Source organism: Curtobacterium sp. VKM Ac-1376 (assembly GCF_015351025.1).
In the GTDB taxonomy this organism is placed as follows: Bacteria; Actinomycetota; Actinomycetes; order Actinomycetales; family Microbacteriaceae; genus Curtobacterium.
Genome location: NZ_JADKRV010000001.1, coordinates 560,178 through 576,375, shown reverse-complemented (window position 1 = coordinate 576,375; position 16,198 = coordinate 560,178). Strand labels below are relative to the sequence as shown.

Annotated in this window: 17 protein-coding genes and 1 riboswitch; of the genes, 4 read left to right on the top strand and 13 right to left on the bottom strand. The window is 72.3% G+C overall.

Annotated elements, in window-relative coordinates; all coding sequences use genetic code 11:
- Positions 1 to 58: 58 nt before the first annotated feature.
- Positions 59 to 1,030, bottom strand: coding sequence for a carbohydrate kinase family protein (locus ITJ56_RS02810; protein ID WP_194627368.1), 972 nt, complete (start codon positions 1,028 to 1,030; stop codon positions 59 to 61).
- 162 nt (positions 1,031 to 1,192) lie between these two features.
- Between ITJ56_RS02810 and ITJ56_RS02805 the strand changes: the two genes are divergently transcribed.
- Positions 1,193 to 1,768: a hypothetical protein gene (locus ITJ56_RS02805; protein ID WP_194627366.1), complete on the top strand. Its 576-nt coding sequence runs from the start codon at positions 1,193 to 1,195 to the stop codon at positions 1,766 to 1,768.
- Positions 1,769 to 1,980: 212 nt separating this feature from the next.
- Here ITJ56_RS02805 and ITJ56_RS02800 read toward each other — a convergent pair whose 3' ends face one another.
- The 5 genes from ITJ56_RS02800 to ITJ56_RS02780 form a co-directional block, all read right to left on the bottom strand.
- On the bottom strand, positions 1,981 to 2,595 hold the full coding sequence (locus ITJ56_RS02800) for a superoxide dismutase (RefSeq protein ID WP_194627364.1): 615 nt from the start codon (positions 2,593 to 2,595) through the stop codon (positions 1,981 to 1,983).
- A gap of 44 nt (positions 2,596 to 2,639) precedes the next feature.
- Positions 2,640 to 3,149 carry a flavin reductase family protein gene (locus ITJ56_RS02795; protein WP_194627362.1) on the bottom strand — a complete coding sequence of 170 codons (510 nt, stop codon included), beginning with the start codon at positions 3,147 to 3,149 and terminating at the stop codon, positions 2,640 to 2,642.
- A 210-nt stretch (positions 3,150 to 3,359) separates the two neighbouring features.
- On the bottom strand, positions 3,360 to 4,883 hold the full coding sequence (locus ITJ56_RS02790) for an MFS transporter (protein ID WP_194627360.1): 1,524 nt from the start codon (positions 4,881 to 4,883) through the stop codon (positions 3,360 to 3,362).
- A gap of 213 nt (positions 4,884 to 5,096) precedes the next feature.
- Positions 5,097 to 6,104: a LacI family DNA-binding transcriptional regulator gene (locus tag ITJ56_RS02785; RefSeq protein WP_194627357.1), complete on the bottom strand. Its 1,008-nt coding sequence runs from the start codon at positions 6,102 to 6,104 to the stop codon at positions 5,097 to 5,099.
- Positions 6,083 to 8,119 (bottom strand): aldo/keto reductase, encoded by a 2,037-nt coding sequence (locus ITJ56_RS02780; protein WP_194627355.1) that lies wholly within the window; start codon positions 8,117 to 8,119, stop codon positions 6,083 to 6,085. Before ITJ56_RS02780 ends, ITJ56_RS02785 begins: the two co-directional genes overlap by 22 nt.
- 155 nt (positions 8,120 to 8,274) lie before the next feature.
- On the opposite strand from ITJ56_RS02780, the gene ITJ56_RS02775 reads away from it, so the two are divergent.
- Complete coding sequence (locus tag ITJ56_RS02775) at positions 8,275 to 8,823, top strand: TetR family transcriptional regulator (RefSeq protein WP_194627354.1); 549 nt, start codon at positions 8,275 to 8,277, stop codon at positions 8,821 to 8,823.
- A gap of 66 nt (positions 8,824 to 8,889) precedes the next feature.
- Entirely contained in the window at positions 8,890 to 9,060 is a 171-nt protein-coding gene (locus tag ITJ56_RS02770) for a hypothetical protein (RefSeq protein ID WP_194627352.1), read from the top strand.
- An 84-nt stretch (positions 9,061 to 9,144) separates the two neighbouring features.
- On the opposite strand, the gene ribH is transcribed toward ITJ56_RS02770, so the two are convergent.
- From ribH to ITJ56_RS18670, 5 genes are all read right to left on the bottom strand, one after another.
- The gene (gene ribH / locus ITJ56_RS02765; RefSeq protein ID WP_194627350.1) at positions 9,145 to 9,624 is read right to left on the bottom strand and encodes a 6,7-dimethyl-8-ribityllumazine synthase; all 480 of its coding nucleotides are present in this window, start codon (positions 9,622 to 9,624) and stop codon (positions 9,145 to 9,147) included.
- Positions 9,621 to 10,310, bottom strand: coding sequence for a 3,4-dihydroxy-2-butanone-4-phosphate synthase (gene ribB, locus ITJ56_RS02760; protein WP_194627491.1), 690 nt, complete (start codon positions 10,308 to 10,310; stop codon positions 9,621 to 9,623). Before ribB ends, ribH begins: the two co-directional genes overlap by 4 nt.
- Positions 10,310 to 10,963: a riboflavin synthase gene (locus tag ITJ56_RS02755; protein ID WP_194627348.1), complete on the bottom strand. Its 654-nt coding sequence runs from the start codon at positions 10,961 to 10,963 to the stop codon at positions 10,310 to 10,312. Before ITJ56_RS02755 ends, ribB begins: the two co-directional genes overlap by 1 nt.
- A gap of 93 nt (positions 10,964 to 11,056) precedes the next feature.
- Positions 11,057 to 11,191, bottom strand: a riboswitch (FMN riboswitch).
- A 129-nt stretch (positions 11,192 to 11,320) separates the two neighbouring features.
- Complete coding sequence (locus ITJ56_RS02750) at positions 11,321 to 13,012, bottom strand: beta strand repeat-containing protein (RefSeq protein ID WP_194627346.1); 1,692 nt, start codon at positions 13,010 to 13,012, stop codon at positions 11,321 to 11,323.
- Between the two features lie 89 nt (positions 13,013 to 13,101).
- Positions 13,102 to 14,466, bottom strand: a complete 1,365-nt coding sequence (locus tag ITJ56_RS18670; RefSeq protein WP_267239010.1) for a hypothetical protein — start codon at positions 14,464 to 14,466, stop codon at positions 13,102 to 13,104.
- 111 nt (positions 14,467 to 14,577) lie between these two features.
- On the opposite strand from ITJ56_RS18670, the gene ITJ56_RS02740 reads away from it, so the two are divergent.
- A complete protein-coding gene (locus ITJ56_RS02740; protein WP_194627344.1) occupies positions 14,578 to 15,009 on the top strand; it encodes a GNAT family N-acetyltransferase in 432 nt (143 codons plus the stop codon).
- Between the two features lie 29 nt (positions 15,010 to 15,038).
- Here the strand turns inward: ITJ56_RS02740 and ITJ56_RS18820 are convergent, their stop codons facing one another.
- Both ITJ56_RS18820 and ITJ56_RS18660 read right to left on the bottom strand, forming a co-directional pair.
- Positions 15,039 to 15,566 carry an Lrp/AsnC family transcriptional regulator gene (locus ITJ56_RS18820; RefSeq protein WP_194627342.1) on the bottom strand — a complete coding sequence of 176 codons (528 nt, stop codon included), beginning with the start codon at positions 15,564 to 15,566 and terminating at the stop codon, positions 15,039 to 15,041.
- Between the two features lie 9 nt (positions 15,567 to 15,575).
- Positions 15,576 to 16,145 (bottom strand): TetR/AcrR family transcriptional regulator, encoded by a 570-nt coding sequence (locus ITJ56_RS18660; RefSeq protein ID WP_194627340.1) that lies wholly within the window; start codon positions 16,143 to 16,145, stop codon positions 15,576 to 15,578.
- Positions 16,146 to 16,198: the final 53 nt, after the last annotated feature.

The following is a 16,198-nucleotide window of genomic DNA, read 5'->3' as shown; positions in this document are numbered from 1 at the left end:
CGCGCACTGGACCCTCGGTGCACTGACCCGGACGGGCGCCGTCGCCGCGCGAAGGTGCTCAGACCGGGGGCCGGCCGCCCACGAACCCGAGTGCCCGCGCCGCCACCCGCGTGCCCTCGCGCGCGGCTGCGCCGACACGGACGGGATCCGTCGCCCAGGCCCGCAGGAACCCGGCTACGAAGGCGTCCCCCGCACCGATGGCGTCCACGACCGTCGCCGGTGTCGCGGGCACCCGCTGGACGCTCCGCCCCCGACGCCCGATCAGTACCCCGTCTGCACCGGCGGTGACCACCACGAGTGGCACGACGGCGGTGATCCGACGGACCGCGGCGTCGACGTCGGTGAGTCCGGTGAGCGCGAGGGCCTCCTGGCGGCTCGGGAAGAGCACGTCGACCCCGGTCATCGCGTCGAGGAAGCGGGACGCCCCGACGGCGTCGATCATCGCGGCCGACGACGGGTCGAGCGACACCCGCGCCGGTCCGGTTCGGGCGCAGGCGATGAGTTCGGCGAGGCGCTCGGCCCCACCACCCAGCATCGCGGCTCCGGTCAGGTGCACGATGTCCGCGCGGGCGACGACGGACGGCGGGACGTCCACCGCACTGGTCTTCCCGCTCGCGCCCGGATCCGACATCGCGGTCCGACCGTGGTCGTTGCGGACCGACACCACGACACCCGTCGAGGTCATCGCGTCGTACCGCAGGTGGGCACGGACCCCGGCGTCCTCGAGCGCGCGCTCGTGTCGGTAGACGTCGTCCACTCCGACGCGCCCCACGACGTCGACCTCGGCGCCGAGCCAGCCGAGCCAGGCCGCGGTGTTCCCGCCAGCACCGGTCGGCCGATGGCGGATCACCGCGGCGGGGTCGTGCACTCCCATGCCCTGCGCCGTGGTCTGCACCAGTACCCCGTCCAGGACGTCCCCGACGACCAGGAAGCGTTTTCCGGCGCCGCGACGGCGGCCCGCGACCACCCGTCCGGCACGGGTGTGCTCAGGCCGGGACACGGGCACGGAGCCCTCCTGCGGCATGGACATCCCGATCAGTGTACGCGGACCCGAGTAATGCTCCGCTTCTCCCCCTGAAAACAGAGCGCGCCTGGTGGGCAGGGCAACCAGCCCCTTCCGATCGTGCCGGTGATATGTGGGCTGCTAGTATGTGATCGATCGCGCGACCACTGCCCACACGACGGAGATGCCATGCCCAGGAAGCCAGATCCGACGCTCAAGCCGGCGATCCTCGAGAAGGTGACGGAACACTTCGTCGACACGAAGATCGAGGACGTCTCCGTCCGCAGCCTCGGGCGCGTCCTCGGTACGAGCGCGTACCCGATCGTCTATCACTTCGGCACGCGCGAGGCCCTGATCGAGTCGGTCGTCGACCACCTGGCTTCGGCACGGCCAGCCACCGCGCTCGACCCCGGTACGGACGCCGTCGGCCTCGCCCACCACCTCGTGGCGACCTTCGGCGGACTCGACGACGCCCGGAGCGCGCTGGCCGCACGGCTCACCTTCGAACTGGGCTCGGTCGAGGCGCTCGACGGCCGCGATCGAGAGCACCGCGTCCACCGCTCACACACCACGGCGATCGCCGCCTGGTGTCTGGCCCACGGCTACGCACCAGGTGATGCCGAGCGAGCCGCACAGCGCGCCGTGATGGCCGCCCGCGGCGCGCAGTGGAGCGCCATCGTCGACCGCGCGCACACCGACGCCGACGTCGCACTCCGGCGGATCGCCGACGAGCTGGTCGCCCGTACCGCATTCGCGACCGCCTGACCCGCAGATCAGCGGACCAGCGCCGACCGCGCGGTCGGCGGTCGCGCCGGTCGTTCCCCAGGCTCTCCTGCTGACTGCCAGGTCACGCACAGAGCGCTGCGTGAACCGTCGGCCAGCCCGAAAGGTCGCCACCATGAACGGAAGGCACGGTGCCAGCTGGCACCGTGCCTCCCGTTCGTCAGGTCGTCACCGAGGTGACCCGCCGACGTCGATCAGAGCGTGACGAACCGCTGCGACTTCGCGTTCGCGAAGCGTGCAGCCACGTTCTCCCAGTCGACGATGTTCCACACGGCCTTGACGTAGTCCGCCTTGACGTTGAGGTAGTCGAGGTAGAAGGCGTGCTCCCACATGTCGAGCATGAAGATCGGGACGAGCCCGAAGGGGATGTTGCCCTGCTGGTCGAAGAGCTGGAACGTGGTGAGCTTCTGGCCCACGGTGTCCCATGCGAGCACGGACCAGCCAGAGCCCTGGATGCCGTTCGCGACGGCGGTGAACTGGGCCTGGAACTTCTCGAACGAACCGAAGAACTCGTCGATCGCCGCGGCGAGCTCACCCTCGGGGACCTTCGTGTCCGGACCGAGGTTGGTCCAGAAGATCGAGTGGTTCACGTGGCCACCGAGGTGGAACGCGAGGTCCTTCTCGAGCTTGTTGATGTTCGCCAGGTTGCCCGACTCACGGGCCTCGGCGAGCTGCTCGAGCGCGGTGTTCGCACCCGTCACGTAGGTCTGGTGGTGCTTGTCGTGGTGCAGCTGCATGATCTTGCCGCTGATGTGCGGCTCGAGTGCGGCGTAGTCGTACGGCAGCTCCGGCAGGGTGTACTCAGCCATGTGAGGTCCTTTCGATCAGTTGGTTGGGACGCGGGCTCCGCGGCTCACGAGAGCCGGGAACGATCGGTGAGGGAGTGGAATTCCCGGTTGTGGTAGACCAACGGCTCCCCGCGGTCCGTGCCGATGACGATGTCGAGGACCTCGGCGACGACGACGGTGGAGCTGCCGATCGGCGTCGTGGACAGCGGTCGGCAGCGCAGGGCGCTGGCGGCGCTCGGCAGGTAGCGGTCACCCGAGGGCAGTGTGCCCCAGATCGGGTCGTCGGCTGCGGGGCTTCCGGTCGAAGCGAACCGCCGGGCGAGTGCGACGCCGAGCGAGTCGACCAGGTGCACGACGAACAGCGGTGCACCGAGCACGACGCCGGCCGAGCCGGAGTTCGTGGAGAGGGAGAACACGAGGACCGGCGGATCGACGGCGACGCTCGCGACGCTCGAGGCGGTGAGGCCGGTCGGACCGTCCGGGCCCTCGGCAGTGATGACGGCGACACCGGCGGGGTGCGCGCGGAACGCGGACTTGTACGCGTCGGCGATGGTCGCCGGTGCTTCGTCGGGCATGGTGATCGTGGTCGTTCCTTCGGGAGGGGCTGCCGTCACTCCGGCGGCTGTCACCCAACGTATGACCTGAACCCTGGTTGAGGTCAACGATTCACAGGTTCGCGAGCGCCCGGGCGCGGCGCGCGGCGGCTTCGTGAGCAGGAATGGTCGGGTGGCGTGCGCCGTCCCGACCATTTCTGCTCACCAAGCCGAGCGAGCCGGCGCCCGGCGTCAGCGGCGCTTCAGCATGACGAGTGCGCCCGCGGCCGCCACCACCATGAGCACCGCCGCGACACCGGCCGTGATCGTCACGCCCGAGTCGAACGCGGCCCGCGCCGACTCGAGGAGCACCTGCCCGGCACCACCGCCGAGCTGGCCGGCCGCGGTGACCGCACCGCCGAGGGTCTCCTGCGCCGCGACGTGCGACGCCGAGGACAGCCCGTCCGGAACCACCACGTGCGCCCGGTAGGTCGTGGCGAGGATGGTGCCGAGGACCGCGGTGCCGAGCACGGCACCGATCTCGTACGCCGTCTCGGACATCGCCGACGCGGCTCCGGCCTTGTCCGCCGGGGCCGTCGAGATGATGAGGTCGTTCGTCACCGTCTCGGACGCCCCGATGCCGATGCCGAGCAGCACGAACGCGAACGCCAGTGCGGCGATGGACGCGTGGTGCCCGAGGACGGCGACGAGTGCGTACGCCGCTGCCGAGAACAGCAGCGCCACGAAGACGACCCAGCGCGGTGCCACACGGGCGACGATCGGCACGACCGCGAGCCCGGCGACGATGGTCAGCACCGACCCCGGGATGAGCACGACCCCGGACATGAAGGGGTCGAGTCCGGCCACGAGTTGCAGGTGCTGGGCGATGAAGAAGAGGAAACCGGTGAGCGAGAACATCGCGGCCAGGTTCATGAGCACGCTGCCGGTGAACGCGGTGCTGCGGAACAGCCGCAGGTCGAGCATGGGCGTGCGGGACCGGAGCTGCCGCCGGACGAACGCGATGCCGCAGACCACACCGACGGCGAGCATCGCGACGGCGAACCCGCGCTCCTCCGGGTGCACGACCGACTTGATGGCCCATGCGATCGGAGCGAGTGCGCCGAGGGACAGGAACATGCTCGGCACGTCCACGGGCCCGGGCATCGGATCGCGGGACTCCGGCACGCAGAACGGCACGCCGACGAGCATGAGCACGAGGATCGGCACCGCGACCAGGAAGACGCTGCCCCAGTGGAAGTGTGCGAGCAGCGCGCCGCCGACGAGTGGCCCGAGGGCATTGCCGGCGGCGAACATGGTCGACCAGACGGCGAGCGCCATCCGTCGCTCCCCCGCGTCGACGAAGACGTTGCGGATGATCGACAGGGTGGCGGGCATGAGCATCGCGCCGAAGACCCCCATCGCGATCCGGGCCGCGACGAGCATCCAGGCGTCGGTCGCGAAGGCCGCGGCCACCGAGAACAGGGCGAAGCCGGTCGCACCGATGACCAGGATCCGTCGGCGTCCGATGCGGTCGCCGATGCTGCCCATCACGACGAGCAGGCCCGCGAGCACCAGCGGGTACGCGTCCACGATCCAGAGCTGCGTGGTGGCGTCGGGGTTGAGCGCGCGGCTGATCGACGGCAGGGCGAAGCTCAGGACGGTGTTGTCCACCGAGATGAGCAGGACCGGCAGCATCAGCACGGCGAGCGCCAGGAACCGTCGGGCGCGGCTCCCGGTGACGCGGGTGGCGACGGGGCTGGTGAGCAGTGCGGACACGGCGGACTCCTGGGACTTCGAGCCGGACCAGGTCGACGGCGGGTGGTACGCGGGGCAGACGAGACGGGACGCGGAATGGACACGCGCCCCGTCAGGACTCCGTTAGTGTACCGTCCGGACGGTTTTGGTTGCAAGTGCAACAGATGACGGTCGGGAGGCCCGTGGCGGTCTCGCCACGGGCCTCCCGACGTTCCACTGGTCGCGTTGTCGGGCCTACGCCGATTCGCGGAGCAGCAACCGGTGTCGCACCGTGCGCTCGACGGCCGCGCCGGAGCGCGGCAGCTCGCCCGCGAGCATGCCGAGCGCCAGGTCGAGGGCCAGCCGGGCGACCTCGTCCAGGTCCACGGCGAGCGTGGTGAGCGTCGGCGCGACGAGCGTCCCGAGCGGGAGTCCGTCGACCCCCACCACGCGGACGTCACCGGGGACGTCCACCCCGGCACGACGGCAGGCCGACAGCACGCCGAGCGCCAGCACGTCGTTGAAGGCCAGGACCGCGTCCACCCGGCGGTGCTCGGTGAGGATCCGTTCGGTCTGCTCGGCACCGGCCTCGGCCGTGGGTGCCGAGGCGATCACGAGGTCAGGCAGGTAGCCACGACGGCGGAGCGCGTCGACCATGCGGGTCCCCCGCTGGCTCGGCACACCGTCGGCCGACGCGTCGAGCACCACCGGGTGCTTCACGCCGACGGCGACCAGGTGGTCGGCGAGGTCGTCGATCGCCGCGACGGGGTCGATCCGGACCGCAGCACGGGCCACCGCACCGGAGGGGTCGAGTTCGACGACCGGCACCGGACCGAGCCGTTCGATCCACTCCGGGGCGCGGGAGCCGAGGTACCCGATGACGACGTCGGTCTGCGCGCCGAGGGACTCCACCATCCGGTCGGAGTCGCCGGCCAGCCCGACGTCGGCGAGCATGACGTTCCACCCGCGTGCCGCAGCCAAGCCGAGCACCGCCGAGGCGAGCGCCGGGGCGTACGGGTTCCGCAGGTCGTTGACGACGAGCCCGAGCTGGTGGTCGCCGCCCGTGACCAGCCCGCGGCCGAACCGGGAGGGCCGGTAGTCGAGCGCGGCCGCCGTGGCGAGCACGCGCTCCTTCGTCGCAGCGCTGATGCCGGGCATGCCGTTCATCGCGCGGGTGACGGTCTGCCGGGACACCCCGGCGGCCGCGGCGACGTCGATGATCGTCGCGCGGCCGCCCGGGGTCACGCGCGGAGGTCCAGCCATGCCACCTGTTCCGGGGTGAGGTCGACGGAGAGGCCCGTCATCGAGGAACGGGCTTCCGCGATCGTACGGGGTCCGAAGAGCGGGAACGTCGGGAACGGCTGGTTGAGCACGTACGCCAGGGCGATCGCGGTGGCGGGGACGCCGAACTGCTCGCCGAGCTCCCGAGCACGACGGAGCCGCTCGAAGTTCTCGTCCGAGTAGTAGCAGCGAACCAGTTCGGCGTCACTGGTGTCCTCCGGCGTCGCGCGTCCGGTGAAGAACCCCCTCGCCTGGGACGACCACGGCAGCAGTGGGATCTGGCGTTCCTCGAGCCAGGCCTTCGACGCCGGATCAGTGGCGTGCTCGCAGCCGGCCCACGGCACGTCGTACGCCTCGGCCAGGCCGAAGTGGTTGCTGAGCACCTCGAACCCGTGCTTGCCGTTGGCCCGCGCGTACGCGTTCGCCTCGTCGAAGCGCGCCGGCGTCCAGTTCGACCCGCCGTACACCCGGATGCGCCCGGCGCGACGGTGTTCGTCGAGCACGTCGACGAACTCACCCACCGGGATGTCCGGGTTGTCGCGGTGCATCATGTAGATGTCCGCGTAGTCGGTGCCCTGGCGCTCGAGGCTCTCGAGCAGCTGCTTCGTCAGCGACTCCGGGTCGCAGTGCGGGGTGTGGGCGCCCTTCGTGATGACGACCACGTCCTGTCGGATCCCCCGGTTCTGGATCCACTTGCCGAGACGACCCTCGAGCACGCCGCCGCCGTAGATGTAGCCGGTGTCGAACACGTTGCCGCCCTGCTCCACGAACAGGTCGAAGATCGCGCTGGCGTGCGCCAGGTCCGGCTGGTTGTCGACGCCCATCACGAGGCGGGACAACTTCTTGCCGACCCCCGGGATCTGGCCGTACCGCATCGGGTTGCCGTCGGCGACGCGGAGTGGCCGGCCGCTCACCGTCGGGATGTCCGCGGTCTCGGCCTCGAAGGGGTAGCGCAGGCCGATCGCCGCGCGCCACCTGTCGAGCGTGCGCGCGGTCGCGAGGGTCTCGTCGATGGTCATCTGCGGGGCCTCGACCGAACCGGCGCGCAGGGCGTCCGTGGTGGCGTCGGCCTCGCGGGCGTAGGGGTGCTCGCCGGCGAAGGACAGCGTGCGCGGCGCCTCGTCGACGGTGCGGATCTCGATCGTGGGGTCGTCACCGAGGGTCCACGGGTCGGTGAGCACGATGCGGCCCCGGGTGCCGTACACCGACACGGCGTTGTCGTCCTGCACGAGGACCCCGGTCCGGACCGACGCCGTGGTACCGTTCTTGTACGTGAGCTGCGCGACCGTCCACTCGTCGACCCCGGTCGGCCCGAGCGTGCCGGTGGCGGTGAGGTCGACGGGCTCGGCGACGGCTGCACCGGTCGCGGCCTGCACGATCGCGGCGGCCATCGTCACCGGGTACCCGCCGACGTCGAGGATCCCGCCACCGGCGGTGGCGACGTCGAACAGGCGACCCGTGCGCTCCCCCGTGCGGAAGGCGAAGGAGGCGTCGATGTGGGTGACGTCGCCGATGACACCGTCGCGGACCAGGTCGAGCAGCGCCGCGGTCTGCGGGTGGAAGCGGTACATGAACGCCTCGACCAGCGGCAGGCCGGCCTGTCGTGCGGCGTCGGTCAGTGCCATCGCCGTGCCGTGGTTCACGGCGAGCGGCTTCTCGCACAGGACGGCCTTGCCCGCCTCGAGCGCGGCGAGCACGAGCCGGGCGTGACCGGTGTGCACGGTCGACACGTAGACGGCGTCGACGCGTGGGTCGGCGAGCACCTCGTCGTAGGTCCCGGCGGTGACGTCGGTGAACCCGAACTCGGCGGCTTCGTCCGCGAAGGCCTGCGCCCGCTCGGACGACGAGCTACCGGCAGCGACGAGGGCACCACGGCTCGCGGGCAGCTGGGAGAGGAAGCGCCGGGCGATGCCGCCCGGCCCGAGGACGGCCCACCCGGGGTGGTCGCTCGCGGTGGAGGTCGGGGTGGTGGCGGTGTTCACCGTCTGCGCTGACATGCGGATCCTTGTCGTCTCGTGAACCTTCACGGTCGAGTCGACGCTAGCGGTACCGAGCGGCATCAGCAACGGACGCCGGGTGAATCGTGAGCGTTCACGGCCGACGCAGACAGTCAGGCGTCCGAGCCTGCCGGAACTGCTCCTAGACTCTCCGCATGGCCAGTGCCCGCGACCGTGTCCTCGACAGCTTCGTCGCCATCGTGTGCGCAGACGGCGAGCGTCCTGCCACACTCGACGCCGTCGCCGCTCGTGCCGGTGTCTCCAAGGGTGGGCTGCTGTACCACTTCGGCTCCAAGGCGGCCCTGGTCGAGGGGCTGTGCGAACGCCTGTCGGACCTGTCCGCGATCGACGTCGAGCGCATGGCCGAGGCCGAGGACGGCGCCGCCCGGTACTTCGTCCGCAACTGCCTGTTCGTCGGCAGCGAGCTCGACCTCGCGCTCCTCGCCGCGAGCCGCCTGCAGCAGGCCGGCTACGAAGAGGCCGGCCGCACCCTCGACGACACCGAAAACGCCTGGCTCGCCACACTGGTCGACACGCTCGGGGACGAGCCGACCGCGCAGGCCGTCAAGCTCCTCGGCGACGGGCTGTACCACCAGGCCTCCCTCGGGGCCGCGAGCGACGTCCGGCCCAACCGCGGCAGTGTCGACATGGAGGCGCTGCTCGGCGTCGTCGACCGCTTGATCGCGACCCGACCCGGAGCGTGAACCGGCGCACCCGCTGCTGGGGATAGACTGGGCAACGATCCATTCGTCGACACCCGGAGGTATCCCGTGGGCCGCGTCATCGCCGCTGTTTTCTCGATCCTGCTGCTGGTGGTGTCGATGTACCTGTTCGGGTTCGCCTTCCAGGTCGAGTCGGGCCAGGCCTTCGTCTTCATGGGCGGCGTGCTCCTGATGAGCCTCTCCTTCTTCCTGCCGATCCACGTGTTCGGCAAGCGCTAGCCAGCAAGCACAGCCGCTGGCCAGTCCGCGCAGCAGAACGGCCCCGCACCTCGTCGAGAGGAGCGGGGCCGTTCTGCGTTGCACTCAGGCCAGGACGCGCAGGGTCCGGAGCGTCACCGCAGTGCTGATCGCCGCGTGTGCGGCCTCGGCGCCCTTGTCCTCCTTGGAGTCGGGCAACCCGGCTCGGTCCAGGCCCTGCTGCTCGTCGTCCAGGGTGAGCACGCCGAACCCGACGGGCTTGCCAGTCTCGATGGCGACCCGGGTGAGCCCGCTCGTCGCGGCGTCCGACACGTACTCGAAGTGCGGGGTGCCGCCGCGGATGATGACACCGAGAGCGACCGCTGCGTCGAACCCTGCCTGCAGCGCGGTCTTCGCGACGACGGGCAGCTCGAAGCTCCCGGGCACGGGGATGACGTCGGCCGTGGCCCCGAGGCGCTCCACCTCGCGCTGCGCCCCGGCGAGGAGCCCCGCCGCGATCGTGTCGTGCCACTGTCCGGCGATGATGGCCACCCGGATCCCGGTGCCGTCGACCTGGTCGCGGTCCGCCGCGCCTGCTCCGCTCATCGTGTGGTTCCTTCCGTGGGCGCGACAGTCGCTGCCGCCGCCCGGTCTGCCGCGTCCAGCCACTCGGCGAGCGCGGCGATGGTGATGACGGGCACGCCCTCGCGCGCCCCGAGTGCGACGAGCGCCGGCAAGCGCATCATGCTGCCGTCCTCATCGACGATCTCGCAGATCGCCGCCGCGGGCCGGAGTCCGGCCGCGGTGACGAGCTCGATCGCTGCTTCGGTGTGTCCGGCACGCTCGCGGACCCCACCCGGTCGGGCACGGAGGGGCACCACGTGTCCGGGGCGGTGCAGGTCGTCGCGCACCGAGTTCGGGTCGGCGAGGACCCGCAGCGTGCGGGCGCGGTCGTGGGCGCTGATGCCCGTGGTCACGCCGACGGCGGCGTCGACGGTGACCGTGTACGCCGTCCCGCGGACGTCCTCGTTGTGCTGGACCATCGGCGGCAGGTCGAGGGCATCGGCGATCTCCGTGCTGACCGGGGCGCAGATGAACCCGGACGAGTGCGCCACGGTCCACGCGATCCATTCCGGGCTCGCGAGCTCGGCGGACAGGATGACGTCGCCCTCGTTCTCGCGGTCCTCGTCGTCGACGACGATCACCGGCCGGCCGGACGCGACCGACGCGATCGCCGTCTCGACGCTCGACAACGCGAGTGCCTGCGGTGCTGCACCGACCTCGGCGACCATCACCGGGCCTCCGATCCGACGGTCTCGAGCGACTGCGCGGCGGCGTCGAGCCGCAGCATCCGGCGGACGTGCCGCGCCAGGACGTCGGTCTCGACGTTCACCCGGTCGCCGGGCACGCGCAGGCGGAGCGTCGTGGCCTCGAGCGTCTCGGGGATCAGGCTGACCTCGAACCAGGCGGCGTCGGCGTCGATGTCCTCCGGCGAGACCGCGCTGACCGTCAGGGACACCCCGTCGAGCGCGATCGAGCCCTTGTCGACCACGAGCGGGCTGAGCGCCGGTGCGAGCGAGAACCGCGCGCGCCGCCAGCCGTCACCGTCGGCGGTCTCGAGCAGGGTGGCCGTGCCGTCGATGTGGCCCTGCACGATGTGCCCGCCGAGCCGGTCGCCGACCGAGGCCGCGCGCTCCAGGTTCAGGCGGTCCCCCACACGCAGCGCACCGTGCGCGCTCATGTCGAGGGTCTGCTTCATGACGAAGGCGGTGAAGGTCTCGGGAGTCTGCTCGACGACGGTCAGGCAGACGCCGCTCGTCGCGATCGAGTCCCCGTGGCGGGCGTCCTGGACCACGACGGGACCGCGCACGGTGAGCGCGACGGAGTCGCCCCGCTGCTCGACGGCGGTGACGGTGCCGAGTTCCTCGATGATGCCGGTGAACACTGGTGTCCTCTCAACGGGACTCCGGGGGCGTTCGACGATCGTCGGCACCGACGGACGGGTCGCGCCCACGGCTCGTGGGGTCGTCCTGTCCGCCCAGCGCGCCTCCCATCCGGACTTTCACCGTCGGTCCCGGAATCCCACCGGGTCAACCTCTGCCGGGTTCGCACCCGTCATCAGTTCGTGGACTGTCACCACCGGCTCGGAATTACACCGACCCCGGAGCGCTTGCGTAGTCGGAACGATACCCCAGGCCGCTGACGGCCGCGTCGCCCCGGGCCACCCGCGTGTAACCGGGCGTCTCCCCGGGCACGGTGACGAGGGGCGCCACCGGAGTGACGCCCCTCGGCCACCGAAGGGTCAGTGCCGACGACGGAGCACGAGCGTGCCCGCTCCGGCGAGCAGCAGCAGGAGCGCGAACCCGGCCGGCAGCACCGGTGAGGACGCCCCTGTGTACGCGAGCTCCGGCTGGCCGGCACCCGTCACGGCGGTCGCCGCGACCGTGGAGCCGAGCGCGGGGACCCCGCTGGTGGCGGCGGTCGCGGCGGTCACGACACCCGCCGTGGAGGCCCGGGTCGGCGCGACCACGCCGGTCGCGACCGTCGGGCTGGTCACCGTGCCGGGTGTGGTGTCGTCGCCGCCGACGGTCCCGTCCCCGGGAGTGGTGCCGCCGTCGGTCCCGTCACCGGGAGTGGTGCCGCCGTCGGTCCCGTCCCCGGGAGTGGTGCCGGGGTCCGTGCCGTCACCGGGGTCCGTGCCGGGGTTCGTGCCCGGGTCCGTGCCCGGGTCCGTGCCGGTTCCGGGAGTGGTGCTGGCGCCGTCGCCGACGACACCGATCCCGTTGCCGCCGATGGTGATCGGCAGGCTGATCACCGGGGTGACCTGGGTGCCGGAGAGCAGACCGCCGTCGCCGGAGGTCGAGCCGCCGGCCGTCGGGGCCGTGCCGACGGGCGTCGTCGAACCGGTGCTGGTGCTGGCGCCGTCACCGAGGACGCCGATGCCGTTGCCCGACACCGTGACCGGGACCGAGACCACCGGGGACACCTGCGTACCCGAGGCGGTGCCGTCCGCGCCGGAAGTGGTGTCGCCGGCCGCCGGGGTCGTGGTGGCCGGCGTGCCGCCGACCGGGGTCGCCGAACCGGTGCTCGTGCCGTCACCGAGGACGCCGATCCCGTTGCCACCGATCGTGACGGGGACCGAGACCACGGGCGCGACCTGCGTGCCCGAGGCGGTGCCGTCCGAGCCCGAGGTCGAGGCTCCGTCGGACGGTGCGCTCCCCGTGCCCGTGCCGGACCCGGAGACGGGCACGGTGCCCGTCGAGGTGCCGTCACCGAGGACGCCGATCCCGTTGCCACCGATCGTGACCGGGACGTCGACCAGGCCGGTCACCTGTGTGCCGGCGAGCAGCCCGTCGGTGCCGGTGGTGCTGGCCGGTGCCGACGGGGTCTCGGTGGCCGGCACTGCCGGGGCCGATGCCGGAGCGGTCGCGGTGGAGGTGCCGTCACCGAGGACGCCCACCCCGTTGCCGGACACCGTCACCGGTGCCGTCACGGTCGGGACGACCTGGGTACCCGAGGCCGTACCGTCCTCGCCCGAGGTGGTCGGGGCCGGAGCCGGAGCAGGTGCAGGTGCAGGCGCAGGCGCCGAGGCCGCCACCGCGTCCCCCGCGACGGCCACGGCGTTGCCGCCGACGGTCACCGGTGCCGCCACGTCCGGGACCACCTGGGTTCCGGACGCCGTGCCGTCGGCGCCCGAGGTGCTCGGAGCGGACGCCGGAGCAGCCGGAGCAGCCGGATCAGCCGGATCAGCGGCCGGAGCCGGAGCGGGGGCAGCGGGAGCGGGAGCGACCGTCGACGACACGGCGTCGCCGAGCAGTCCGATCGCGTTGTCGCTGAGGGACACCGGGGCGTCCACGGACGGGACCACCTGGGTGCCGGAAAGGGTGCCGTCGGTGCCGGAGGTCGTGGCCGCGTTCGCCGCAGCCGTCCCTCCGAGCGTGAGGCCACCGACGAAGAGGGCGAACCAGAGCCCTCTCGAGACGTACTTGTTCATGGTCGTGCTCCTTGCTCGAGATCGTGGCCCGACCGCGAGCGCGGTCGGGGTGTGTGCGTTGCCTGCCGTGCTGGGCAGGTGCACCGATCTCAGTCAGGGGCGACGTCGTGCTCCCCGACGACCGATGCGGGGAGCACGTCGTCGGCGAGCGTGCCGCGAGACCCCGCGGCGAGGGAGACGATGTCGTCGGTCGAACCGACGATGCCGACGGCTGCGACGCCGCCGGTGGTCGAGGAGGCGCTACCGCCCAGGACGCCCGCGCCCTGCCCGTCGAACGGCGTGCGGTCGACGTCACGATCACCGGGCACGAGCAGGGCACGGCCGCCGAGCGTCGCGTCCTGCACGGTGGGGGCGTCGGCGGCGGCCACCGGCCCGAGGGCGGCGACGGCCGCCCCCTCCGTCGGACGGATCGCGGCCGGGAGGTCGACGGCGCGGAGCGCGACCGACGGGCCCGCGGACGCCGGGATCGCGGCGGCCGGGGTGCCCTGCGCCGGGGTGCCCTGGGCCGGGGTGCCCCCGGGCTGCGTGGAGCCGGCGGGGGCCGTCGGGACGGGGCCGGTCGCCGGGCTGGTGCCGCCACCCACCGGGATCCGGGGGACGTCGATGACGGGATCCGTGCCTCCCGGCAGGCTGCCGCCGACCGACGGGACGACGTCCTCGACCAGGTCGGGGACGCTGCCGACGGTCGTGCCGACGGAGCCGATGGTGTCGTCGACCAGGTCGGCGACCGGGCCGGCGACGGTGCCGAGCGTGTCGTCGCCGAGGACCGTGCCGACCACCGGGACGCTGCCGACGACGTGGTCGACGGTGTCGACGACGGCGCTCACGGGGCGCGCGCCGGTGACGGTCTCCACGGTGCCGGTGACGGGGCGGAGGACGCCGCCGACGGTGTCGGTGACCGGCCGGGAGGCGCTGGTCACCTCGTCGACCACGTGCCGCACGGGTCGTGTGGCCGCGTGGGCCGCAGGGGCGGTCGTGGTCGGTGCGGTAGCGGGGGCGCTCGCGGCCGGAGCAGGGCTCGACGGCGCCGGGGCCGGAGCGGGCGGTGCCGGAGCAGCGGGTGCCGGGACGGGAGCGGCGGGTGCCGGAGCGGGAGTTGCTGGAACCGGTGCTGCGGGAACGGGAGCAGGTGCGGGTGCGGGTGCGGGTGCCGGCGCCGGCGCCGGTGCCGGTGCCGGTGCCGGTGCGACAGCCTTGCGAACCGGGTCCACGACGCCACCGACGGCCTTGCCGACCTCGCCGGTCACCCCGTCGAGGGTCCCGCCGACACCCTGCACCACGCTGGTGAGGAGACCACGCTGCGACTGCTCGCCCGGGCTCGGTGACGTCGGGGCAGCCGAGGCGGGACGGGCGCCGAACAGCAGGGACAGCAGCACGAGGGCAGCGAGGGTCCCGACGCCCAGCAGGACGGTCCGGAGTGCGGCGCGCCAGGGTGCGCGCAACGGGTGGTCCATGCGCTCACCTCCTGATCTCGGCTGCGCACGTAGAGTGGTTGACCGGCAATGTACGCCGCTCCGGTCCGGAACACACCCTGCTTCGGAAGAAATTCTCAGGAAAGGCCGCCCGTGGTCTCGATCTTCAACGCCCCGACCCGCAACCTCGACATCGTCACGCTGCACGAGATCCTCCGGCTCCGGCAGGACGTCTTCGTCGTCGAGCAGGAGTGCGCGTACGCGGACATCGACGGCCGTGACCTCGAGCCGGGCACTGTGCAGTTCTGGGCGGGGAGCGGGTCGGTGGACGCGACCCTCCGCCTGCTGCGCGAGGCCGACGGCACCGAGCGCATCGGCCGCGTGGCCACCGCGAAGCACGCCCGCGGGCAGGGGCTCGGCGGGCAGCTCATCGAGGCGGCAATCGCCGAGTCCCGCTCACCCAGCATCGCGCTCGGCGCCCAGGCCCACCTGGAGCAGTGGTACGCCCGCTTCGGGTTCGAGCGTTCCGGCGACGAGTACCTGGAGGACCGGATCCCCCACGTCCCGATGACCCATCGGCGCTGATTGGAGTGCGCTGAGCCAGGAGCGCCGCGTCAGGCCCGCCAGCGGCGCAGCTCGTCGAACGAGCGACCCTGTGCGGCTCGATCGGCGACGAGCCGTTCGAACACGATGTTCGTCTGGGTCGTGGCCACCGACGGGTCACCACTGAGTTGGTCTGCGACGAAGTCGCGCAGCTGTTCGGTCGACTCGCACGCGATGTGGACGAGGAAGTCCTTGTCCCCCGCCAGGAACGACACGTCCTGCACGACCGGCACCCGCAGCAGTCGTTTCGCGAAGTCACGCAGTTCGTGACGGGCCGCGGCGTGCACCCGGACGGACACCATCGCCTCGATCGAGAACCCCAGTCGCGCGACGTCCACCTCGGCGCGGTAGCCACGGATCACGCCGGCGTCCTCGAGCGCACGGACGCGGGCAAGGCAGGTCGACGGCGCGATGCCGACCGCGGCCGCCAACCGGTTGTTCGGCATCCGGGCGTCCGCCGCGAGCGTCCAGAGGATGCGCTCGTCGACCTCGTCGAGGCGCGGGTGCGGATCGGGGCGACGAGCGGGGCGGTCGGACACGGCTCGACGCTACCGCGACGGTGTGAGCAGGGCGCGGAGGGCGTCCTCGAGGGCTGCGGCCACGAGGGCGTCGTCCGCGGACGCGAGGGGCTCCACCGCCGTCGACTGCCGCAGCATCGTCATCCCGAGGACGACCGACAGCGCGATCTCGGCCCGGACGAGCAGTTCGTCGGAGACCTGGTCGTCGCCGACGGCGCCGGCGAGCCGCTCGGCGTACCGGCGGAGGGTCTCGCGCCGGATCGCGTCCGCGCCGTCGTCGCCGGAGGACCGGAGCAGCAGCATGAGCTGGAGCGAGTCGTCGTCGGTCGGCGCCCGGACGACGTGGGTGACGAGGCCGGCCAACGCCCGCTCGAGCCCCTGCTCGACGGGCTCCTCGGTGCCGAGGTCGCGCACCACCCGGTCGAGGCAGGCGCGGAACAGCCCCTCCTTCGACCCGAAGTAGCGGTTGATCAGGGCGACGTTCACCCCGGCGTCGGCGGCGATGTCCCGTACCGTCGTCGCCCGGTACCCGTCGAACGCGAACCGGCGCCTGGCAGCCTGCACGAGGTGCAGGCGAGTGGCAGCGGCGTCCTTGCTCATGGCCGAAGCCTAACGGTGCGCACAGGGATGTAAGCGCGTGTTGACATAGACCT

Excerpts from the sequence above, each read along its gene's own strand:
- ITJ56_RS02810 (WP_194627368.1), bottom strand. The coding sequence starts at position 1,030 with ATGTCCATGCCGCAGGAGGGCTCCGTGCCCGTGTCCCGGCCTGAGCAC.
- ITJ56_RS02805 (WP_194627366.1), top strand. The coding sequence starts at position 1,193 with ATGCCCAGGAAGCCAGATCCGACGCTCAAGCCGGCGATCCTCGAGAAG.
- ITJ56_RS02800 (WP_194627364.1), bottom strand. The coding sequence starts at position 2,595 with ATGGCTGAGTACACCCTGCCGGAGCTGCCGTACGACTACGCCGCACTC.
- ITJ56_RS02795 (WP_194627362.1), bottom strand. The coding sequence starts at position 3,149 with ATGCCCGACGAAGCACCGGCGACCATCGCCGACGCGTACAAGTCCGCG.
- ITJ56_RS02785 (WP_194627357.1), bottom strand. The coding sequence starts at position 6,104 with ATGGCTGGACCTCCGCGCGTGACCCCGGGCGGCCGCGCGACGATCATC.
- ITJ56_RS02780 (WP_194627355.1), bottom strand. The coding sequence starts at position 8,119 with ATGTCAGCGCAGACGGTGAACACCGCCACCACCCCGACCTCCACCGCG.
- ITJ56_RS02775 (WP_194627354.1), top strand. The coding sequence starts at position 8,275 with ATGGCCAGTGCCCGCGACCGTGTCCTCGACAGCTTCGTCGCCATCGTG.
- ribH (WP_194627350.1), bottom strand. The coding sequence starts at position 9,624 with ATGAGCGGAGCAGGCGCGGCGGACCGCGACCAGGTCGACGGCACCGGG.
- ribB (WP_194627491.1), bottom strand. The coding sequence starts at position 10,310 with ATGGTCGCCGAGGTCGGTGCAGCACCGCAGGCACTCGCGTTGTCGAGC.
- ITJ56_RS02750 (WP_194627346.1), bottom strand. The coding sequence starts at position 13,012 with ATGAACAAGTACGTCTCGAGAGGGCTCTGGTTCGCCCTCTTCGTCGGT.
- ITJ56_RS18670 (WP_267239010.1), bottom strand. The coding sequence starts at position 14,466 with ATGGACCACCCGTTGCGCGCACCCTGGCGCGCCGCACTCCGGACCGTC.
- ITJ56_RS18660 (WP_194627340.1), bottom strand. The coding sequence starts at position 16,145 with ATGAGCAAGGACGCCGCTGCCACTCGCCTGCACCTCGTGCAGGCTGCC.